The sequence below is a fragment of the Siminovitchia sp. FSL W7-1587 genome (assembly GCF_037963795.1).
GTDB lineage: Bacteria > Bacillota > Bacilli > Bacillales > Bacillaceae_C > Siminovitchia > Siminovitchia thermophila.
Genome location: NZ_CP150169.1, coordinates 1,097,789 through 1,120,045, shown reverse-complemented (window position 1 = coordinate 1,120,045; position 22,257 = coordinate 1,097,789). Strand labels below are relative to the sequence as shown.

The following is a 22,257-nucleotide window of genomic DNA, read 5'->3' as shown; positions in this document are numbered from 1 at the left end:
CATAAAACTTTACATAAATTTCAAGTATGTACCAATTTTTACAAACTCATTATTCCGAACGGACGTCTTGGTTATTTTTCATTGGGTAAAAGGATATGAGGGAGAGGATAGCGAGCCATTTCACTGTTTTGAATACAAGAATGCCGCTATCCCGCAGATACGATGAGAGGATTACGAAGAGTCCTGGGTAGAAGCTCCTCTGCTAAAGTACATTTTTTCCCCCTGTGTTCCGGATGATATGATGGAATGAACGAACCGTGAAAACATTTCTTAAAACATATTAGCAAGTAAAACGGTCTTCAGATTGTCGTTTATCCGAACAGCGGTGGCAACCGGATTCGATGAAAGTCAGGAAGCACTAACCTCTTGATGAATTGGCAGCGGATCATAAAGCAATAACCAATTTATAGCATCGGCATCAGGCAAAAACAGTTTAATCTGCTATGTGATCAGCCCTGCTTTTCAGCATGATGAGGGGGTTATTTTTACCGTTGAAAATATTCATTTTTCAATTCGGAGATTTGACTTGATAATGATATAATAGTGTACGGAATTGGAGAATGGAGGACATTGACGTGTATGATGTCAGGAACTGGCGCCATGTTTTTAAACTGGACCCAAATAAAGAGTTAGCATCTGGCGATTTGGAAAAAGTATGCGAATCCGGCACTGATGCCATTATCATTGGCGGCACGGATGGAGTGACGCTGGACAATGTACTGGATCTCATGGCCAAAGTCCGGCGGTTCACCGTGCCTTGTGTGTTGGAAGTGAGCAATCTTGAATCCATTACGCCGGGATTTGACATATATTTTGTACCGACTGTTTTAAACAGCCGTGATGTGCGTTGGATAACAGGCTTACATAAAGAAGCTATCAAAGAATATGGCGCACTCATTGATTGGGAAGAAGTGTGCATAGAAGGTTATTGCATATTGAACGCAGATTGCAAGGCTGCCAAGATGACAGACGCCAATACGAACCTTTCTACGGAAGAAGTAGCTGCCTACGCCATGATGGCGGAAAAATTGTTTTGTATGCCCATATTTTATTTGGAGTATAGTGGTACATATGGGGATCCGGAACTTGTGAAGGCAGTAAAAGAGGAGCTTTCCAAGACAACGTTATTTTACGGAGGGGGCATTTCGACAGCTGAGCAGGCGGCGGAAATGGGCGCTCATGCTGATGTTATTGTTGTTGGAAATGCTGTTTACGACAATTTAAAAGAAGCGCTGAAAACAGTTCGATCTGTAAAATAAACATGCTATAATAGGAACGGATGTTCCTGATAAGGTGGTGGATCTTGTGCAATTTTTAACAGAAAACTTGCTCGAAGGATTGAACCGAAAGCAAAAAGAGGCTGTCAAAACGACGGAGGGACCGCTGTTGATCATGGCCGGGGCAGGTAGCGGAAAAACTCGGGTTCTGACTCATCGTGTGGCTTATTTAATGATAGAAAAAGGGGTCAATCCATATAATATTTTGGCGATTACATTTACAAATAAAGCCGCAAGAGAGATGAAAGAGCGGATTGGGCACATAATGGGAGATTCAGCGCAGAATGTTTGGATCTCAACATTTCATTCAATGTGTGTCCGGATGCTCCGCCGCGATATTGACCGGCTTGGATACAACCGAAACTTTACGATTTTGGATACGACAGACCAGCTTTCGGTGATCAAAAACATATTAAAAGATGTAAACATCGATTCGAAAAAATTTGACCCAAGGGCGATCCTCGGGGCGATCAGCAATGCGAAAAATGAACTGATTGATGCGGATGAATATAGCAAAAGCGCCGCTGGATACTATGAAAAAACGATCAGTGATGTGTATGTGGAATACCAGCGCCGTTTAAGAAGGAATTCCGCCCTTGATTTTGATGACCTGATTATGGTGACGATCCAGCTTTTTGAGAGAGTGCCGGAAATATTGGAATACTACCAAAGAAAATTTCATTATATTCATGTGGATGAATACCAAGATACAAACAGGGCGCAATACACACTCGTCAAACTCCTTGCTGTCCGCTTTAAAAATTTATGCGTGGTAGGGGATTCTGATCAGTCGATTTATAGATGGCGCGGGGCGGATATCGCCAACATTTTATCGTTTGAAAAAGACTACCCTAACGCAAACGTTATTTTACTTGAACAAAATTATCGCTCCACAGGGAAGATTTTAGAAGCGGCCAATGAAGTGATTAAACATAATGTAAACCGCAAACCGAAAAACTTGTGGACCGATAATGATGAAGGGAAAGAAATTGTTTATTATAGGGCGGAGGGTGAAAAAACGGAGGCCCAATTTGTGGCCGGTAAAATTAAAGAGCTGACAGAAGCTGGGAAGCGTTCCCGCTCCGATATCGCTATTTTGTACCGGACAAATGCCCAATCCCGCGTGATTGAAGAAGTATTGATGAAATCAAATATTCCATACAACATCGTCGGGGGTACGAAGTTCTATGACCGAAAAGAAATTAAGGACTTGCTAGCTTACTTGCGCTTGATCGCAAACCCTGATGACGATGTAAGCTTCCAGCGCATCATCAACGTGCCCAAGCGAGGGATTGGCGCAAGCTCTGTTGACAAAATTTCAGCGTATGCGAATGAACGGGATCTATCCATGTTTGAGTCACTCGGTGAAGTTGATTTTATCGGACTGAGCGGCAGAGCGGTGAACTCGGCAGCCGCCTTTTATGATATGATGAAGAACTATTCGCAAATGCAGGAGTTTTTATCAGTGACGGAACTTGTTGAAGAAGTCATTGAAAAATCCGGATATAGGGACATGCTGAAAGCCGAAAAGACATTGGAAGCAGAAAGCCGCTTGGAAAACATCGAAGAATTCTTGTCTGTTACAAAAAGCTTTGAAGATCAGAACGAAGATAAAAGCCTGGTTTCCTTTTTAACGGATTTGGCACTTGTTGCAGATATTGATCAATTGGACGATGATGGGGCTTCTTCAGATGCCGTGACCCTTATGACGCTTCACTCAGCGAAAGGATTGGAGTTCCCTGTCGTATTTTTGGTCGGTATGGAAGAAGGAATTTTTCCTCATAACCGCTCTTTGGTGGATGAAGAAGAGATGGAGGAAGAGCGCCGGCTTGCCTATGTTGGGATTACACGGGCCGAAGAGGAGCTTTATTTGACGAATGCTGAAATGCGCACTCTTTATGGCCGCACAAATATGAATCCGCCCTCCCGTTTTATTGATGAAATCCCGGATGAACTAGTGGAAATGATTGTAGAAGTGGATAACAAACGGATTTCTTTTGGGTTTGAACCGAGTAAAAAAGCCTATCGACAGGTTGTCAGGCCGGAACCGGCTTCTGAAGAAGGACAAACCCAGTGGAAGGTCGGAGATAAGGCCGAACATAAAAAATGGGGAGTCGGAACGGTTGTCAGTATAAAAAATGAAAATGACAGTGTGGAATTGGACATCGCTTTTCCAAGTCCGATCGGGATCAAACGCCTGCTTGCCGACTTTGCTCCAATCAAAAAAGTTTGACCCGGGCGCTCTCCCTAATGTAAAAACGCTTTTAGAAAGGGCTGTTGAGATGGACCGTAAGGCCGCTGAAAAACGGATCAAGGAACTGCATAATCTATTAAATCAATATAATTATGAATACCATGTTTTGGACAATCCATCCGTCCCTGATGCGGAATATGACCGGCTTATGAATGAATTAATCGAGATTGAACAGCGTTTTCCCGACCTTGTGGTCCCTGAGTCGCCTTCCCAGCGGGTGGGTGGTGAAGCACTTTCCGCATTCGAAAAGGTGGAGCACGAGTCTCCGATGTTGAGCCTTGCCAATGCTTTCAGTGAAGAAGATTTGCGTGATTTTGACCGCCGCGTCCGCCAGGCAATCGGTGAAGACTATGCATATGTATGCGAGCTGAAAATAGATGGATTGGCTGTATCGCTGCGGTATGAGGATGGGCTATTCGTTCTGGGAGCAACGAGGGGCGACGGAACGGTTGGCGAGAATATTACGGCCAATTTAAAAACGATCCGTTCCATTCCGCTCAGATTAAATGAAGAAGTAACCTTTGAAGTGCGCGGAGAGGCCTTTATGCCGCGCAAGTCATTTGAGCAATTGAACAAATTGCGGGAAGAAAAAGGAGAAATGTTGTTTGCCAATCCGCGAAACGCGGCCGCCGGTTCGTTGCGGCAACTTGATCCGAGAATTGCCGCTTCCCGCCATCTGGATATTTTTCTATATGGCATAGGCAATACGAGAAATTTGGCTGTTGCTACCCATAGCGAATCACTGGAGCTTCTTTCCCGTTTGGGACTAAAAGTAAATAAAGAATGGAAGAAATGCCGTAATATAGATGAAGTAATCGCATATATCGAATCCTGGACTGAAAAGCGGCCTTCCCTCCCATACGATATTGATGGAATTGTCGTTAAAGTCGACTCCCTGGAGCAACAGGAGCAGCTCAGCAGGACGGCCAAGTCGCCGCGCTGGGCGATTGCTTATAAGTTCCCCGCAGAAGAAGTCGTCACGCAACTGACCGATATCGAATTGAGTGTTGGCAGAACAGGTGTTGTCACTCCAACGGCCAAATTGATTCCTGTCCAGGTAGCGGGCACGACCGTTCAACGTGCTTCCCTTCATAATGAAGACTTGATCCGCGAAAAAGATATTATGATCGGTGACTGGGTTGTTGTCAAAAAAGCTGGTGACATTATTCCGGAAGTTGTTCATGTATTAACGGAAAGACGAACAGGCGAAGAGACTGTTTTTCATATGCCGAAGCATTGTCCGGAATGCGGGAGTGATCTTGTGCGGCTGGAGGGCGAAGTGGCGCTCCGCTGCATCAACCCGAAATGCCCTGCTCAAATAAGGGAAAGCCTGATTCATTTTGTCTCCAGAAATGCGATGAACATCGAAGGACTCGGAGAAAAAGTTATTGGGCAATTGTTCTTGCACGGTCTTATCAAAGATGCGGCGGATATTTACTTTTTGAAAAAAGAAGAGTTGTTAAAGCTCGAACGAATGGGTGAGAAATCCGTCAACAACTTACTTGAAGCTATTGAGAAATCAAAGAGCAATTCAATGGAAAAACTGCTATTCGGTCTGGGCATCCGTCATGTCGGTGAAAGAGCGGCGAAAATATTATCCGAGCATTATGGAACGCTCGATGATTTGATGAAAGCGACAGATGAGGAATTGCAATTGATTCCGGAAATAGGTGAAAAAATGTCGGATGCGATCGTGACTTACTTTGGCAGTGAAGAAGTGAAACAACTGATCGATGAATTGAAAGCTGCCGGAGTCAATATGACTTATCGCGGACCGCGGCCATCTTCGCAAACTGATGTCGAGTCCATTTTTGCCGGAAAAACAATTGTTTTGACAGGAAAACTGGAAAAATTGACACGTGGAGAGGCAAAGGAAAAGATTGAAATGCTCGGAGGAAATGTCACCGGCAGCGTAAGCAAAAAAACAGACTTGGTCATTGCCGGCGAAGATGCGGGCTCAAAACTGGCAAAAGCTCAGGAACTGGGCATCGACATTTGGGACGAAGAAGAATTTTTGGAACAACTTGAACACTAAAGGTGGATAATAAGACATGAAAAAATGGCTTTCACTTCTAATGGCAGGTGTATTGCTGACAGGATGTGCCCCCGGTTTTAACAACAATTCGGAAGGCTCCAAAAAAACAAAAGACGATCAAAAGGAGGCTTCCATCATCCCGAATTACCAAATGTCCGACTCATATCGGACAACCTTGCCTTTTGAACCAAGCAAGGCAAGAGGATTGGTCGTATCGAATTTAAATTCCCGTTACGATATTAATGAATTCGAGAACGGTTTGATGAGGATTGCAAAGGAGGAATTTTCTCCAGATAAGTATGTATTCCAGGAAGGCCAGCATCTGGACAAAGATACGGTAAGCCTTTGGCTGAATCGGAAGTTTACGAAGGAACAGTTGAAGGAACGCGGGCTGAAAGAAGAACAAAATGTTGGATTGAATCCATTAAATGATGGCAAAGGTTCAGTGGAGGAACAAAATCAAAAAAACCCGATTTATTTAGCCCATATTTTAGAGCATAATTATTTGATTAAAAACGACAAATCGGTCAAGCTGAGCGGCGTTGTCGTGGGGCTCGCCCTCAATTCCGTCCACTACTACCAGAAAGAAAAATACGGGGCGACATTTGAACAGGAAATTTCCCGCGAGAAAATGACGGAGGAAGGGAAAAGGATTGCAGAAGAAGTCGTCAAAAGGATGCGAGGCATGAAAGGGATGGAAAGTGTACCGATTGTCGTGGCGCTTTTTGAGCAAAAAGGCAAAAACTCCGTTGTACCCGGAAACTTTTTTGCTTATGCAAAGGCTGGGGAAGGCAGCGCCTCTTTGGGAGGGTGGAAAGATATTAAAGAAAAATACGTCCTTTTCCCATCCGATGAAGCCGAGAAAAACCATCGGGACGATCTTACCTTTTATTTAAGATTTAAAGATGATATCGAAAAATATTTTCCAAACTATAACGGAGTAATCGGGAAGGCCTTTTACAAAGACAGCCAGCTTGTCGATTTAAAGATCGAAATTCCGATTCAGATGTTTGGCGAAGCTGAAATTATCGGATTTACCCAATGGGCGGCGTCGCTTGTCATGAACCATTTTCCCGATTATATCAATGTCGAAGTGGACATTACATCAGTGAACGGCGCCGAAGCGCTCATTGTGAGAAAAGCAGGGGAAAAAGAACCGTTTGTACATGTTTATTAAGGATGGGCAAGAGCGGAAGTACCGCTTCTTCTTGCCCGATCCGAACTTTTTTTGATATGATCTATATTATTGTAAGTGGATCGAAAAAAACCGGAGGTGGTAAAATGTCTGGAATTTCCAAAGAACAAGTGTATCACATCGCAAATTTGGCCCGTTTGAAAATAAATGAAGAAGAGGCAGAGCAATTTACGAACGAGCTTGATCAAATCTTGCAAATGGCAGAAATATTGAACGAGCTCGATACTGCCCATATTGAACCGACTTCACATGTATTTGACCAAAAAAATGTCATGCGTGAAGATGTTCCGGATAAAGGGCTTTCTCTTGAAGAAGTGATGAAAAATGTTCCGGAGCATGAAGACGGTCTTATTAAAGTTCCTGCGATTTTGGAATAAGGAGGGAAACTTATGTCTATATTCGATCAAAAGATAAAAGATGTCCATGAACTTTTACATAAAAAAGAAGTATCCGTTTCCGAACTTGTTGAGGAGTCTATTCAGCAGATCAACAAGGTAGAAGAAAAAGTGAAAGCATTTATCACTGTAGATGAGGAAAAGGCGCGGCAGCAAGCAAAGGACCTTGACGAAAAAGTTGGGACAGAAGCTAGCAGCCATCCGCTATTCGGTATTCCGTCCGGCATAAAAGATAACATCGTCACGAAAAATCTTGTCACTACGTGCGCCAGTAAAATGCTCGAAAACTTCGACCCCATTTATGATGCCACGGTGATGGAGAAATTAAATGAGAAAGGCGCCGTCACAATTGGAAAGATGAATATGGATGAATTCGCGATGGGTTCGACGACTGAAACATCCGCTTTTCACCCGACTTTCAACCCGTGGAATCCTGAATTTGTTCCCGGCGGTTCATCAGGAGGTTCAGCAGCGGCAGTGGCAGCAGGCGAAATTATGTTTTCGCTTGGAAGTGATACAGGCGGTTCCATTCGTCAGCCGGCGGCTTTTTGTGGCGTCGTTGGATTAAAACCTACATACGGGCGTGTTTCACGATCAGGGCTTGTTGCGTTTGCGTCTTCCTTGGACCAAATCGGACCCATCACAAGAAATGTGGAGGACAACGCAATCGTCATGGAAGCTATTGCCGGTCACGACCATCGGGATTCCACTTCCATTGACCAAGAGGTGCCGAATTATTCGGCGGCGCTGAGCGGTGATATAAAAGGCTTGAAAATCGCTGTTCCAAAAGAATATCTTGGAGATGGCGTAAGTGAAGCATCAAGGGAATCTGTTTTGGCGGCATTGAAAGTATTGGAAAGCCTTGGGGCGACTTGGGAAGAAGTATCCCTCCCGCATTCAAAATACGGAGTAGGTACATATTATATCTTGACTTCATCGGAAGCATCATCGAACTTGGCCCGGTTTGACGGAGTGCGTTATGGATACAGAACCCCTAATCCGGAAAGCTTAGATGATTTATACAAGAAAACCCGTGCCGAAGGATTTGGCGATGAAGTAAAACGCCGCATCATGCTCGGGACATTTGCGCTCAGTGCCGGCTATTATGACGCGTATTACAAAAAAGCCCAGCAAGTACGCACCCTGATCAAGCAAGACTTTGATCATATTTTTTCTGAATATGACGTCATTATCGGGCCTACTACCCCGACACCCGCTTACAAAATGGGCGAAGTGATCGATGATTTGTTAACCATGTATGCCGGCGACTTATTAACAATACCTGTAAACTTGGCCGGTGTTCCGGCAATTTCCGTTCCATGCGGTTTTACAAACGGATTGCCTTTAGGCCTGCAAATTATCGGCAATTATTTTGATGAAAAAACCATTTACCGCGTTGCTCACGCGTTCGAACAAGCGACAGACTATCATAAACAAAAACCACAATTGTAAGGGGTGAAAATGAAATGAACTTTGAAACGATCATTGGACTGGAAGTACACGTCGAGTTAAAAACAGATTCAAAAATATTTTCGCCTGCTCCAAACCATTTTGGTGCCGAGCCTAATGCGAACACATCAATTGTTGATCTTGCGTATCCGGGTGTGCTCCCTGTTTTAAATAAAAAAGCGGTAGAATTCGGTATGAAAGCGGCTATGGCGTTGAATTGCGAAATTGCCACAGTAACAAAATTTGACCGGAAAAACTATTTTTACCCCGACAATCCGAAGGCTTACCAAATTTCACAGTTGGACAAACCGATCGGGCAGAACGGTTGGATAGAAATAGAAGTAGAGGGAAAGAAGAAAATAATCCGGATTAACCGGGTGCATCTTGAGGAAGATGCGGGCAAGTTGACACATACGAACATGGGGTATTCCCTTGTCGACCTAAACCGTGCCGGCACGCCGCTTATCGAAATCGTGTCGGAAGCGGATATGCGCAGTCCTCAAGAAGCGTATGCCTACTTGGAAAAGTTAAAATCAATTGTCCAATATACGGGTGTTTCCGATTGTAAAATGGAGGAAGGCTCGTTGCGCTGTGATGCCAATATTTCCCTTCGCCCAATTGGACAAGAAGAATTCGGGACGAAAACCGAATTGAAAAACTTAAACTCATTTAACTTCGTGCGCCGGGGCCTTGAGTTTGAGGAAAAGCGCCAGGAGAAAGTTCTTCTGTCAGGCGGTGTCATTTTACAAGAAACCCGCCGCTACGACGAATCTACTGGGGAAACGATTCTCATGCGTGTCAAGGAAACAGCGGACGACTACCGTTATTTCCCTGATCCAGACTTGGTTGATCTCTACATTGACGATGAGTGGAAAGACCGTGTCCGCTCTGAAATTCCAGAGCTACCGGATGCCCGTAAACAGCGCTATGTCGAAGAGCTCGGGCTGCCTGAATACGATGCGATGGTACTAACACTTACGAAGGAGATGTCCGATTTCTTTGAAGCGACGATTGCTGCCGGGGCGGACGCAAAACAAGCTTCTAACTGGCTCATGGGTGAAGTGTCTGCCTACTTGAATGCCGAGCAGAAGGAGCTTCATGAGGTCGCGTTGACACCAGAAGGGCTTGCCGGGATGATTAAGCTCATCGAAAAGGGAACCATCTCTTCAAAAATTGCGAAAAAAGTGTTCCGGGAACTCGTGGAAAATGGTGGAGATCCGGAAAAAATCGTCAAAGAAAAAGGCCTCGTCCAAATTTCTGACGAAGGAGCCCTTTTGAAAATCATTGGCGAAGTTCTCGACAACAACGCCCAGTCCATTGAAGACTTCAAAAATGGTAAAGATAGGGCACTCGGCTTCTTGGTCGGGCAAGTCATGAAAGCGACAAAAGGCCAGGCAAACCCGCCTCTTGTTAATAAATTGCTCGTTCAGGAAATCAATAAACGGTGAAAAGGAAGAGGCTGTGGCACAACTAAATCAGCTGATGAAAAAACGAACAATACAGTGAAACGTCATTCAGTAGGCGTTTTCTTCGATCTCCTACTGAATGTTAGTTGAACGAATCGGGCACCTTACATGCGGGATAAAGTGAAACTTGGGACTGTCCGAAAAGTAATAATGGAGCTTGAAAAGGAAAAAAATAAAACCTAAGATTGCCGTAAAATCAACATTCTTGGGTTTTACTTTTTAATGCATTTGCTCTAAATTGGACTTTTTAGACAGCCCCTTAGTTGAACGAATCGGGCATTTAGGGGCCGTTTCTCCCTCTTAGACCTTTAGTATTCAACTCAAGTTGTTGAAGTGGGAGTATACGGCACCTTACATGCCGGATAAAGTGAAACTTCATTCAGTAGGTCTCCTACTGAATGTTAGTTGAACCAATCGGGCATTTAGGGGCCGTTTCTCCCCCTTAGACCTTTAGTATTCAACTCAAGTTGTTGAAGTGGGAGTATACGGCACCTTACATGCCGGATAAATTGTCCCAGTGTATCATACGCAAGCTTTTAGCGTAGTCAAAATAGGTAGACTCCAGCGGGAATAGCTCGAGCTGAAGATCCCGAAGGAAAGCGAACTTTGCTTTCCAAGGAAGCTGAAGAGACCTGCGGAAAGCGAAATATGTTGACGTAGCGAAGATAGGAATTTTTTTCACACAAATAAACCGAACAATTATAAATGAATTGTTCGGTTTTTCTATTTCGTATTTGCTTATGTCCCAGTCCCTTTTGAGATTACAGCGCAGAAATTTATGCAATTCAGTAAAAGTTCAATGAGGCAACATACGCACTCTACTTTGGACCTCGATTGATTATGGATATATGATTACACTTAAAACTTGAATAAAGGCTATATTTGTGTATAATTTTACCTAATGAAATAAGGTAAATGTTTTCTAGGGTTCCGTAACAAAGTATGTTAGCCTGGACCAAGAGGAAACTCGCAGCTCTGCTGTGTCACGGAAGGATAAAAGCCTGGGAGATACTGTTTAACAGTTATCTCTTAGGCTTTTTTTGCGTTATGGAAATCATCAAAATGGAGGGTGTCGGTGAAATGAATACAAGCTGGATTAAAGTAGTTATTGCTGCTGTATTTGAAGTCTTTTGGGTTATTGGATTAAAACACGCAGATAATTTTGCGACTTGGACAGGGACGGTTATTTCTATTGTTGTCAGTTTTTATTTAATGATTATGGCAGGCAGAAAACTTCCTGTTGGAACGGTCTATGCGGTATTTGTAGGTTTGGGTACAGCAGGGACGGCTTTTTCAGATATTGTATTTTTTGATGAACCATTTAATATAACAAAAATCATTTTGATACTGGTTTTATTAGCAGGCGTAATCGGCTTGAAATTAGTGACTAAAGACAACGTTAAAGAAGGAGCTGAATCTTAATGGCATGGGCTTCCTTAGTAGTTGCAGGCTTGTGTGAAATATTGGGTGTTTTAATGATACATAAGTGGCATAAAGACGGTAATTGGCAATCGCTGGCATTGTTAATTCTTGGATTTGGAACAAGCTTTCTTTTTCTTGCACATGCAATGAAAACATTGCCCATGGGAACAGCATATGCGATTTGGACAGGAATCGGTGCATCCGGTGGAGCTATATTAGGAATGTTTTTTTATGGTGAATCAAAAAATTGGAAAAGAATTATTTTCATTGCAATGATCTTAGGGGCGGCTATTGGTTTAAAGCTGATCTCGTAAAATGATGACATTGTGGTGGATGGTGCTGATAAAATGCTTCATCTCTTAAATTGTAGAACCTGCATTCAATGAATCATTTCGAATAATGGACAAACATCCATACAGGGTGGATGAGGCCAATGGATGCTCTTTTGCAACTCATAGAGTAACGTTCATTTCTAATCCCCAAACAGGTTAATGAATCCGAATGGAGAGATTTATGGTGTTTTTCACAGCGATGAAGGCTACGGAGGAGGGCAAGCTTATTTTAGTTTGGAAGCTTGTTCTTGTTGGAAAAAATGTTTGAATCCACTTGAAACACGTCATGATGATTACGATATGGGTTTGCAGCATGATAATAGGCAAATGGCGAATTCAGTATTGGGTTCTTGCAAGTGGCTGTGTAATGAGCAGGGCATGTTATAATAAATACAGATTGGAATACACCGCCAAATTGGGAGGTGAGAACGGATGGAAACAGTTGTCGAGCAATATTTGCATCATTTACGGTTAAAAACAGAACCTCCAACCATAAATTACTTGCAAAGGCTCATCCAACACCATCTGTCGATCGTACCTTACGAAACGTTTAGCAAGTTTTATTATTATACACATGGTTCGGAGTTTGTCCCTTCTTTACCCCTATTTGTTAAAAACTTGACGGAAAAGGGGTGGGGCGGAACATGCTTCACACTCAATATTAATTTTTCCCGCCTGCTGGCTGAGCTTGGCTTTCACTGTTCACTCGTCAGAGTAAACCCATCTCATTTGGCGATTATGGTCAAAATAGCCGGAAAACGCTTGTATGTGGATGTGGGCTACGGGTCTCCCATCATGAAGCCCATTGAATTGGAAGCAAAGCACCGTCACATATTGCACGGTTTCGGAGAAGAGATCATTTTCACAAAAGCCGGCTCCGACAAGTATGAAATTGACCGTAGATCAAATGGAAAGTCATTTATCAAAAAGCAGATTGATTGGGAACCGTTGTCGGAAGAAGAGATAACGGCTGATATAGATGAATCGTACGATGATCGGGATGAAAACATTACCATGCGAAGAATTACAGCCGTTCGGTTTAATGGTCATCAATGTTTTTTTCTGCGCAACGACACGATGAAAGTCATGACACTCCGGAATATTAGTGAAATTCGTCTTCACAATCCGGACAGATGGATGAATTTAATCCAGGAAGTTTACCAGATTGATAAACATTCGACAGCATATGCTCTCGCCTTTTTGGAAAAACGTGGTATAAACATTTTTTAAAAAATATTGAGATAAATTAAAACTTCACTACATGTCATAAAGAAATCATGCTTTTTTTCTACAAAACTCCCCAAAATTCTACCAAAATATTAAACATTTACCAATTTAAGTGCTTATGGTAGGATGAAAGTATGAGTTCCTAAAAAAGGGAGTGAAAAAATGAAAAAAAAGCTGATTATTCCCGGTTTGTGTTTTGCAGCCCTATCGACAACCGCGTTTCAAGAGGCCGTTCAGGCTGCAGAACCATCAAGTGTTTTAAAGTCTCAAAATGAGAGCAAAATTGTCTCTGTGAATTCCGGCTCTGTACTCAATCTTAGGAGCACGCCATCGACGAGCGGATCGGTCATCGCCCGTCTGTCCAGAGGTACAAAAGTCTCAGTGTTATCAGAATCCAACGGCTGGGCAAAAGTGACGGCGAATGGTAAGACCGGCTATGTAAGCAGTCAGTACTTGTCAAGCCAGTCAAGCACACCACCAGCGCCTAAACCGAGTCCTTCTGCTCCAGGAAAAACGACAACGAAATATGTGTCGGTAAATCCTGGCTCCAATTTGAATCTCAGGAGCACGCCATCGACGAGCGGGTCAGTCATTGGCAGGGTGTCCAATGGTACAAAAGTCTCGGTGTTATCAGAATCCAACGGCTGGGCAAAAGTGACGGCGAATGGTAAGACCGGCTATGTAAGCAGTCAGTACTTGTCAAGCCAGTCGAGCACACCACCAGCGCCTAAACCGAGTCCTTCTGCCCCAGGCAAAACGACAACGAAATATGTGTCGGTAAACGCCGGCTCCAATCTGAACCTGCGGAGCACAGCGTCAACGCGTGGATCGGTTATCGGCAAATTGTCCAGAGGTACCCAAGTATCAGTGCTATCAGAATCCAACGGCTGGGCAAAAGTGACGGCGAATGGTAAGACCGGCTATGTAAGCAGTCAGTACTTATCAAGCCAGTCGGGTTCGGCCACTCCGAGTCCTTCTGCACCAGGCAAAACGACAACGAAATATGTGTCGGTAAATGCCGGCTCCAATCTGAACCTGCGGAGCACAGCGTCAACGCGTGGATCGGTTATCGGCAAATTGTCCAGAGGAACCCAAGTATCAGTGCTATCAGAATCCAACGGTTGGGCAAAAGTGACAGCAAACGGTAAGACAGGCTATGTAAGCAGTCAATACTTGTCAAGCCAGTCGGGTTCGGCCACTCCGAGTCCTTCGGCCCCAGGAAAAACGATAACGAAATATGTGTCGGTAAATGCCGGCTCCAATCTGAATCTCAGGAGCACAGCGTCAACGCGTGGATCAGTTATCGGCAAATTGTCCAGAGGAACCCAAGTATCAGTGCTATCAGAATCCAACGGTTGGGCAAAAGTGACGGCGAATGGCAAGACCGGCTATGTAAGCAGTCAGTACTTGTCGAGCCAGTCGGGTTCGGCCACTCCGAGTCCTTCGGCCCCAGGCAAAACGACAACGAAATATGTGTCGGTAAACGCCGGCTCCAATCTGAACCTGCGGAGCACAGCGTCAACGCGTGGATCGGTTATCGGCAAATTGTCCAGAGGGACCCAAGTATCAGTGCTATCAGAATCCAACGGTTGGGCAAAAGTGACAGCAAACGGTAAGACAGGCTATGTAAGCAGTCAGTACTTGTCGAGCCAGTCGGGTTCGGCCACTCCGAGTCCTTCTGCCCCAGGCAAAACGACAACGAAATATGTGTCGGTAAATCCAGGCTCCAATCTGAATCTCAGGAGCACAGCGTCAACGCGTGGATCAGTTATCGGCAAATTGTCCAGAGGGACCCAAGTGTCAGTGATCTCGGAATCCAACGGTTGGGCAAAAGTGACAGCAAACGGCAGGACCGGCTATGTAAGCAGTCAATACTTGTCAAGCCAGTCGGGTTCGGCCACTCCGAGTCCTTCTGCCCCAGGCAAAACGATAACGAAATATGTGTCGGTAAATGCCGGCTCCAATTTGAATCTCAGGAGCACAGCGTCAACGCGTGGATCAGTTATCGGCAAATTGTCCAGAGGGACCCAAGTGTCAGTGATCTCGGAATCCAACGGTTGGGCAAAAGTAACGGCAAACGGCAGGACCGGCTATGTAAGCAGTCAATACTTGTCAAGCCAGTCGGGTTCGGCCACTCCGAGTCCTTCGGCCCCAGGAAAAACGATAACGAAATATGTGTCGGTAAATGCCGGCTCTAACCTGAACCTGCGGAGCACAGCGTCAACGCGTGGGTCAGTTATCGGCAAATTGTCCAGAGGGACCCAAGTATCAGTGCTATCAGAATCCAACGGTTGGGCAAAAGTGACAGCAAACGGTAAGACCGGCTATGTAAGCAGTCAATACTTGTCAAGCCAGTCGGGTTCGGCCACTCCGAGTCCTTCGGCCCCAGGAAAAACGATAACGAAATATGTGTCGGTAAATCCAGGCTCCAATCTGAATCTCAGGAGCACAGCGTCAACGCGTGGATCAGTTATCGGCAAATTGTCAAGAGGGACCCAAGTATCAGTGCTATCGGAATCCAACGGCTGGGCAAAAGTAACGGCAAACGGCAAGACCGGCTATGTAAGCAGTCAATACTTGTCAAGCCAGTCGGGTGCGCCAACAGCGCCAACTCCGAGTCCTTCGGCCCCAGGAAAAACGATAACGAAATATGTCAATCATGCATCTATTTCTGGAATAAGCATGCACACGAAACCTTCATCACAGGCATCAGTCATGGTAAACATAGCCTCGGGAGTTCCAGTGCTTGTATACTCAGAAGAAAATGGATGGGCCAAAATTCGCGCCTATGGCAAGGATGGATATGTCCAGTCAAAATATCTCGCGGCTACACCTCCTGCTACAGGCGGTGGGCAAGATAACAATGCTCCCGGAGGACAGGTCAAATATGTAAACATAAATGCAGGATCAAATTTAAATTTGCGGTCATCGCCATCACTAAGTGCCTCGGTTATTGCAAAACTGGCCAATGGTACTGTCGTTAATTTTCTTTCTGAAAAAGATGGCTGGGCCAAAGTATCGGTGAACGGAAAAACCGGTTATGTGAGCTCACAATATTTATCCGCCAAATTGGATACACCACAAGAGAATGGTAAAGGATCCACAATGTATAGCAATTATGATCTGACGTTAGATGAAATGGTCAAGATTCAAATGGCGGCAAAGCCGCAGACCGACAAGAAATATCAAACATACATACGGGCAGATGCATTAAAAATGGATTCTCGTTCATCAGGAATTGTTCAAGGAAGCAACTGGAACGTAAGGGGCGGAGCCGGAACAAACTTTTGGACAGTAGGACAAGTTCAAAGGGGCACTCGTTTAAAAATCATTTCTTCTATAAAAGGTACAGACGGTCATACATGGTATCAGGTACAATATAATAAGACTTGGGTGAATGCAAGTCCAGATGATGTAAGATATTATGTGGACCCAAACAACTTTGTGAATGATCCGGTCAAGTCGCTGCAGTTTATCAATTTATCCAAACCTACACATATTCAAGCGACAGAAGTAAATCAAAATATTCTTTACAGAAAAGGAATATTAAGTGGAAAAGCTGCTGCTTTCATAAGAGCAGGACAGTTATACGGAGTTAACGAACTATATTTAATTTCCCATGCATTGTTGGAAACAGGCAACGGCTCTTCCAGGTTGGCAAATGGTGTCAAAGTAAATGGAAGAACGGTCTATAATATGTACGGCATCGGTGCAAAAGATGGAGACGCAGTGGCAAAAGGTGCTCAATTTGCCTATAATGCGGGCTGGTTCACACCTGAAGATGCGATTATTGGCGGGGCAAAATTCATTGCACAAGGTTATATTGGCAAAGGCCAGAATACCATATATAAAATGAGATGGAACCCGGCGGCATCAGCTGCAAATGGAAGAGCCTCCCATCAATATGCAACGGATATCGGTTGGGCAGTAAAACAAATTAATCAAATTCATAATTTATATAGTCTACTAGGCTCTTATAAACTCATTTATGATATTCCGGTCTATAAAAAAATGTAGTTTCATTTCTACTTGGAAAAGACACTCACCTCAAACTGACGGTGAGTGTTTTCCTTCTATTGCTTTGCTGCTTTCATTTACACAACCTGCTCTTCTTAAAATAATTCACGTTTCTATTTTCAAGATATTTCATGGACAAACTCTCTCTCGTCTTGTAAACCAATGATAGATCAATGCTTTCTATAATCACTTTTTCTTGATGATCCGTTTTATTTAAGTAGTCACCATATGGTGAAATAATGGCACTTTCACCAAAATAAACAGATTGTTCTTCCAGGCCAACCTTATTGACGACTGCCAGAAAAAGCTGATTCTCCAATGCCCGGGCTCTCATCATAATTTTGTGATAGATTTGATAAGGAACAACATGCGCTGACAACACGACGATCATTTCAGCTCCATTTAAGGCATATATGCGTGACATTTCAGGGAATCCCGCATCAAAAGTCATCATTAATGCGATTTTTCCATCCTCCATGGTAAACAAGGGGCCTTCATTCCCCGCCGTAAAAATATCTTTCTCCCATTCGAATAAATGAACTTTCCTATATACTCCTTGTACCTCTCCATTCTTTTGGATAAAAGCTGCTGCATTAAAATATTGGGTATCTTTTTTTTCGGGAAACCCAATTACAATACCGATTTCATTTTCTCTGGCTGCTTGACATAGCCCGCTCAGACTTGGTCCGTTTAAAGGCTCTGCCATCTCCGTCGCTCTTTCCTTAAGGGCATAACCGGTTAGAAACATTTCGGGAAATACGATTAGATCAACGGCTTTTTGTTTACATTGTTTCATCACCGAAATAGCTTTCTCCAGATTCTCTTGTTTGTTCATGAACGAACTTTTTAACTGTGCCAGGGCTATTGTCAGCAATTATAGCTCCCCTTTCTCCCGTAACTCCTTCACTTTTCTTGCAATCGTAGATTGATTTACTTGCAATACTTCTGCTACCTTATATGTGTTTTGATAGATATTATATGCTTTCGCTATGAGTTCCTTTTCATATTGTCTTTTCGCCTCTTTCAATGGTTTGAAAGGCGGCACATGAGCTTCAGCTTGAAATTCTATGCTTACACTGGACATTTTTTCAGGCAAATCCTTTAATGAAATAATATCCTCTTCCACTGTTATAAAAAGTCGCTCGATCAAATTTTCCAGTTCTCTGACATTACCGGGCCAATTGTATTGATAAAAAACATTGATCGCTTCCGGGGTTAACATCTTTGGCACTCCATATTTCTTATGAAATAATTCTAAAAAATACGTAATAAGAACCTCCAAATCTTCCTTTCTTTCAGATAATGGAGGAATGTGAATGGGCACCACATTTAAACGATAATAAAGGTCTTCACGAAACAACTTTTTTTCGACCATTTCTTCTAGATTTTGATTAGTGGCGGCGATTATTCGGACATCAACAGGTATGGATTCGGCAGAGCCGATAGGTCTGATTTGATTTTCTTGAATCACCTCCAACATTTTGGCTTGGAGATGAAAAGGGATTTCTCCTATTTCGTCTAAAAAAATAGTTCCCCCCGACACGGATTGAAAAATTCCTTGCTTCCCATCTTTGTGGCCGCCTGTAAAGCTTCCCGCGCTATATCCAAATAGTTCGGCCTCGATCAATGATTCAGGAATGGTACTGCAATTCACCATGGCAAACTGTTTATGAGAACGATGACTATATTGATGAATCAGTTTGGCAATATGGCTTTTCCCAACACCTGTTTTACCAAGAATGAGTACTGTCGAATCCACAAAAGACACTTTTCTGACAAGTTCCATAACCGCTTTCATTTTTTCAGATTGAAAAGTCAGCTTTTTTCCGTTTGCCTTCCAAACTTCCCCTGACATACCTTCGGCAATGCTTGCATTAGGAACACCCAAATAGGTACGGTTTTCTTTTTTAAATAAGAGAAATGGGTATTCATCTATCCAAATGATTCTTGCCGATTCATTTTCCATAAGTGAAAAATAGTGACCGGATGCTTTATAAATTCTTGCCCTCAGGTCTTTATTACCGAACTTTTTGGGAAATGAGTGAAGGGTATGATGAGAGAGGTTTTCATTCACTTCAAACAGTTTCCATGAACTATTTGAAAGATCCATGATCATACCTCCTTATGGGAATGCAAAATAACATTAAAATGCTTTTTCGCATGACGATGTAGCAACGATTTCATCAAAATATAACTACTATAATGCATTTTTTCATCATTATAATGTCAATAGGTTGATAAATCAATACTTTTTAAATTGGCATACATTTTGCAATATATCTATATAACATCCATTCAAAGATGTAATACGATCAAGGAGGACTTGCAAATGAAAACAGCGATTATTTGGGATGAGAGGTATATAGATCATGACATAGGCAAACAAGTATATGCTATTGACAAAGACGTGGAGATGACATCTGGCCTTGCTTTTGAAAACCCTTACAGGATAAAGCTTGTTTATGAATTACTAGAGAAAACCGGGTTTATAGACAAATTGACCGAGTACACTCCCGAGCTTGCCGCAGAAGAAGATTTGTTGAAAGTACACTCAAAACAAATGATAGAGAAAGTGAAAGGGGCAAGCAAAAACAAAACCAATACTGCAGTGGGCGAAGCGGCGGTATCCGCACCTGGGTCGTATGAAATTGCATTATTATCTGCCGGGGGCGCCAAAAAAGCAGTGGATGTCGTTTTTGAAGAAAAGGATGTCAAACAATCCTATGCACTAATAAGACCACCAGGTCATCATGCAACAAGAAACAGTCCGATGGGATTTTGCTTGTTTAACAATGTTGCCATTGCGGCAGAATATGCCAAAGAAAAGTTTGGCTTGGAACGGATCATGATTCTTGATTGGGATGTACATCATGGCAATGGCACCCAAGATATTTTTTATGACGATCCCAGCGTATTATTTGTTTCTATCCATCAAGACAAAAATTACCCTTTACAAGGGGGAGAAATATATGAAACCGGAGAGTTGGAAGGAGAAGGATGTAATATCAATATTCCACTTGTTCCAGGATGTGGAGATGTTGAATATGTAAAAGTCATAGAAGAAATCGTTGTGCCGGCAGTGAATGTGTATCAGCCTCAGTTGATTTTTGTATCTGCGGGACAGGATGCCAATATGTATGATCCATTATCCAGAATGACCGTGACAAGAGAAGGATTTAGAAAGATGATGGCAAAAGTAAGGGACTTGGCCGCCGTACACTGCGAAAGTAGATTGGTTGTTATCCAAGAGGGAGGATATAGTTTGCCGTATTTTCCCCTTGCCACTTTTGGAGTGATTGAAGGTCTATTAAACGAAAGCTATCAATGGGAGGCAGATATTGAGAAATTACTTCCTTTTGCTGATTTCAAGCCCGATATTGATCCTATCATTGATGAAGTGAAAAGAACATTTCCAACTATATTCAAGGAGAGGATCGTCTAGTGAAAAGAGGAACAGTAACACTTATTTTTTTCTGTGCTATTTGGGGCATTTTAAGCAGCATTATTTTTCCGCCTTTTTTTGAATTTTTTAACCGAATCGATCCGTGGGTAATGGGCCTTCCGTTTGTCCAATTCTGGATTCTATTTGTTGTTCTGGCAGTTTCCACCATGTTGATAATATGGTACAAAGTTGAAGAAAAGAGAGGAGAACTTGAATGAATGCATTTATCGCCATCAGTGTTATTATCGGGTTCTTCATTCTGAATGCAGTTATCATCAAACTTGCTCATAGGAAACAAGATACGCTTGAAGAATTCGCCGTTGGCGGACGATCCTTTCCGTGGTATTTAAGCATGTTTGGTTTTATCGGGGCCTGGTATGTTGGAGCGATGTATACCGGTTGGTTTGCTGACTCGGCCAATCTCGGTTTATTTGCGCAATATTTAGCTCTTTATTCCTTAGGTTCAATGGTTGTAATGTTTGCCATTGTGCGTCCGGTTTGGATTTGGGGGAAGGAATACCAACTTGAAACGAATGCTGATTTGGCGGCACTCAGGTATAGAAGTAAAAAGTTTGGCACTTTTATCGCTATAACAACCTTCCTGTTTTGGAGCCCATGGTTAATTGTAGAAATAAAAACAATTGGCTATCTGATCTCTGCCGCAACATATGGAACGATTTCGTTTAATGTGGGACTCGTATTAGTAAGCTTGTTTGTTGTTGTGTACTGTTGGATTGGCGGCGCGCGTGCGAGTGCTGTAGGCGCTCTTGTGCAAGGTGTATTTTTCACGATTGTTGGAACAGTACTGGTGCTATATTTGATTGTTCAAGCTTACGGCGGAATTTTGCCCATGTTTAAAGAACTAGCTGCCACCGCTCCAGAATTACTCGTTATTTCGGATCGTGTTGGATATGGTTCATGGAGTTCAGCCATTATTGTCGGGGCTTTGGGCGGGATGATGATGCCGGGAGTATTCATCCGCATGTATATGGCGAAAAATGTGACGGAATCAAAGAAAGCGGTTTTGGTTGTTCCTTTAATCGGCGCTCTATTTACGATCCTATTACTATGGCTGGGACTTGGTTCACGATTGATTGACGGTTTTCCGGATGATGCGCAAGCAGGCGCATTTTGGATAGCGGATCAGTTTGGAGGACCTATATCATTGGGGTTAATGGGAGTCTTTGCCTTGGCCGCCAGTATGTCGACAATCAGTGCCGCCACGATTACTGCGGCCGTAATGATTGGGAAGAATATATTGGCCCCGCTTAATCTGTCAAGGCAGAAGACACTTACTGTTTCGAAAATCGCTACCTTGTTGGTTGGACTCATTGCCATTGGAATAGCCACAATGGAAATAGGACGCTTAGTTTCCATTATTCTTTATGTGTATGATTGCATCGTTCAAGTAGCGATTCCGTTGGTTCTCGGTCTCTTCTGGAAGAGGGGAAATGTTTACGGAGCGTTCACTGGTACCATAACAGGCATGATTGTTGTTTTAACGGCAGGTGTGTTTCCGTGGTTAACGGATTGGGCAGGAAGCTGGTCACCTGGAAGCATTGGATTGTTATACAATCTCATTTTGTATGTGGCCGTCTCTCTTTTAACGAAAAAGCAAGCGCATGTAGAAGAGTTATTTAACACGTTGCACTCCTATTCAGAAAACGCCAAACAAAAAAGTGAGATAGAAGAAACGACTCTTAAAGCATTGTAGAACCAGGGGTAAAAGAATCCTGTTTGTGAAAA

Annotated in this window: 16 protein-coding genes and 1 riboswitch; of the genes, 14 read left to right on the top strand and 2 right to left on the bottom strand. The window is 43.2% G+C overall.

The features are described 5' to 3' along the window. The first annotated feature begins 575 nt into the window (after positions 1-575). The 11 genes from NST31_RS05310 to NST31_RS05260 all read left to right on the top strand — a co-directional run bounded on the left by NST31_RS05310 (position 576) and on the right by NST31_RS05260 (position 17,069). Complete coding sequence (locus NST31_RS05310) at positions 576-1,259, top strand: heptaprenylglyceryl phosphate synthase (protein ID WP_339164370.1); 684 nt, start codon at positions 576-578, stop codon at positions 1,257-1,259. A gap of 46 nt (positions 1,260-1,305) precedes the next feature. Beyond that, positions 1,306-3,510, top strand: coding sequence for a DNA helicase PcrA (gene pcrA / locus NST31_RS05305; RefSeq protein ID WP_339164368.1), 2,205 nt, complete (start codon positions 1,306-1,308; stop codon positions 3,508-3,510). Positions 3,511-3,559: 49 nt separating this feature from the next. Continuing rightward, a complete protein-coding gene (gene ligA, locus NST31_RS05300) occupies positions 3,560-5,566 on the top strand; it encodes an NAD-dependent DNA ligase LigA (protein ID WP_339164366.1) in 2,007 nt (668 codons plus the stop codon). A gap of 16 nt (positions 5,567-5,582) precedes the next feature. Continuing rightward, on the top strand, positions 5,583-6,743 hold the full coding sequence (locus tag NST31_RS05295; protein ID WP_339164363.1) for a CamS family sex pheromone protein: 1,161 nt from the start codon (positions 5,583-5,585) through the stop codon (positions 6,741-6,743). Positions 6,744-6,847: 104 nt separating this feature from the next. Then, positions 6,848-7,138, top strand: a complete 291-nt coding sequence (gene gatC / locus NST31_RS05290; protein WP_077110076.1) for an Asp-tRNA(Asn)/Glu-tRNA(Gln) amidotransferase subunit GatC — start codon at positions 6,848-6,850, stop codon at positions 7,136-7,138. Between the two features lie 12 nt (positions 7,139-7,150). Continuing rightward, positions 7,151-8,608, top strand: coding sequence for an Asp-tRNA(Asn)/Glu-tRNA(Gln) amidotransferase subunit GatA (gene gatA, locus NST31_RS05285; protein ID WP_077110041.1), 1,458 nt, complete (start codon positions 7,151-7,153; stop codon positions 8,606-8,608). Between the two features lie 14 nt (positions 8,609-8,622). Beyond that, positions 8,623-10,053 carry an Asp-tRNA(Asn)/Glu-tRNA(Gln) amidotransferase subunit GatB gene (gatB, locus tag NST31_RS05280; protein WP_077110042.1) on the top strand — a complete coding sequence of 477 codons (1,431 nt, stop codon included), beginning with the start codon at positions 8,623-8,625 and terminating at the stop codon, positions 10,051-10,053. Positions 10,054-10,982: 929 nt separating this feature from the next. Further along, positions 10,983-11,081: riboswitch (guanidine-I (ykkC/yxkD leader) on the top strand. 70 nt (positions 11,082-11,151) lie between these two features. Further along, positions 11,152-11,493 carry a multidrug efflux SMR transporter gene (locus tag NST31_RS05275; RefSeq protein ID WP_077110077.1) on the top strand — a complete coding sequence of 114 codons (342 nt, stop codon included), beginning with the start codon at positions 11,152-11,154 and terminating at the stop codon, positions 11,491-11,493. Continuing rightward, positions 11,493-11,807, top strand: a complete 315-nt coding sequence (locus NST31_RS05270; protein WP_339164358.1) for a multidrug efflux SMR transporter — start codon at positions 11,493-11,495, stop codon at positions 11,805-11,807. Before NST31_RS05275 ends, NST31_RS05270 begins: the two co-directional genes overlap by 1 nt. 450 nt (positions 11,808-12,257) lie before the next feature. Beyond that, positions 12,258-13,055 (top strand): arylamine N-acetyltransferase, encoded by a 798-nt coding sequence (locus tag NST31_RS05265; protein WP_077110044.1) that lies wholly within the window; start codon positions 12,258-12,260, stop codon positions 13,053-13,055. A 159-nt stretch (positions 13,056-13,214) separates the two neighbouring features. Further along, positions 13,215-17,069: an SH3 domain-containing protein gene (locus NST31_RS05260; RefSeq protein WP_339164355.1), complete on the top strand. Its 3,855-nt coding sequence runs from the start codon at positions 13,215-13,217 to the stop codon at positions 17,067-17,069. Between the two features lie 73 nt (positions 17,070-17,142). Here NST31_RS05260 and NST31_RS05255 read toward each other — a convergent pair whose 3' ends face one another. Together NST31_RS05255 and NST31_RS05250 are read right to left on the bottom strand one after the other, a co-directional pair. Then, positions 17,143-17,943, bottom strand: coding sequence for a carbon-nitrogen hydrolase family protein (locus tag NST31_RS05255; protein ID WP_339164352.1), 801 nt, complete (start codon positions 17,941-17,943; stop codon positions 17,143-17,145). Further along, on the bottom strand, positions 17,944-19,179 hold the full coding sequence (locus NST31_RS05250) for a sigma 54-interacting transcriptional regulator (RefSeq protein WP_339164348.1): 1,236 nt from the start codon (positions 19,177-19,179) through the stop codon (positions 17,944-17,946). Between the two features lie 219 nt (positions 19,180-19,398). Between NST31_RS05250 and NST31_RS05245 the strand changes: the two genes are divergently transcribed. Genes NST31_RS05245 through NST31_RS05235 form a run of 3 tightly spaced genes read left to right on the top strand, consistent with a single transcriptional unit; the run spans position 19,399 to position 22,225 of the window. Continuing rightward, on the top strand, positions 19,399-20,511 hold the full coding sequence (locus NST31_RS05245) for a class II histone deacetylase (RefSeq protein ID WP_339164345.1): 1,113 nt from the start codon (positions 19,399-19,401) through the stop codon (positions 20,509-20,511). Beyond that, a complete protein-coding gene (locus tag NST31_RS05240; RefSeq protein WP_339164343.1) occupies positions 20,511-20,729 on the top strand; it encodes a hypothetical protein in 219 nt (72 codons plus the stop codon). The genes NST31_RS05245 and NST31_RS05240 overlap by 1 nt, the downstream gene beginning before the upstream one ends. Then, entirely contained in the window at positions 20,726-22,225 is a 1,500-nt protein-coding gene (locus tag NST31_RS05235) for a sodium:solute symporter family protein (protein ID WP_339164340.1), read from the top strand. The genes NST31_RS05240 and NST31_RS05235 overlap by 4 nt, the downstream gene beginning before the upstream one ends. Positions 22,226-22,257 lie beyond the last annotated feature (32 nt).

Excerpts from the sequence above, each read along its gene's own strand:
- NST31_RS05270 (WP_339164358.1), top strand. The coding sequence starts at position 11,493 with ATGGCATGGGCTTCCTTAGTAGTTGCAGGCTTGTGTGAAATATTGGGT.
- ligA (WP_339164366.1), top strand. The coding sequence starts at position 3,560 with ATGGACCGTAAGGCCGCTGAAAAACGGATCAAGGAACTGCATAATCTA.
- NST31_RS05235 (WP_339164340.1), top strand. The coding sequence starts at position 20,726 with ATGAATGCATTTATCGCCATCAGTGTTATTATCGGGTTCTTCATTCTG.
- gatC (WP_077110076.1), top strand. The coding sequence starts at position 6,848 with ATGTCTGGAATTTCCAAAGAACAAGTGTATCACATCGCAAATTTGGCC.
- NST31_RS05245 (WP_339164345.1), top strand. The coding sequence starts at position 19,399 with ATGAAAACAGCGATTATTTGGGATGAGAGGTATATAGATCATGACATA.
- NST31_RS05260 (WP_339164355.1), top strand. The coding sequence starts at position 13,215 with ATGAAAAAAAAGCTGATTATTCCCGGTTTGTGTTTTGCAGCCCTATCG.
- NST31_RS05275 (WP_077110077.1), top strand. The coding sequence starts at position 11,152 with ATGAATACAAGCTGGATTAAAGTAGTTATTGCTGCTGTATTTGAAGTC.
- NST31_RS05250 (WP_339164348.1), bottom strand. The coding sequence starts at position 19,179 with ATGGATCTTTCAAATAGTTCATGGAAACTGTTTGAAGTGAATGAAAAC.
- gatA (WP_077110041.1), top strand. The coding sequence starts at position 7,151 with ATGTCTATATTCGATCAAAAGATAAAAGATGTCCATGAACTTTTACAT.
- gatB (WP_077110042.1), top strand. The coding sequence starts at position 8,623 with ATGAACTTTGAAACGATCATTGGACTGGAAGTACACGTCGAGTTAAAA.
- NST31_RS05265 (WP_077110044.1), top strand. The coding sequence starts at position 12,258 with ATGGAAACAGTTGTCGAGCAATATTTGCATCATTTACGGTTAAAAACA.
- NST31_RS05295 (WP_339164363.1), top strand. The coding sequence starts at position 5,583 with ATGAAAAAATGGCTTTCACTTCTAATGGCAGGTGTATTGCTGACAGGA.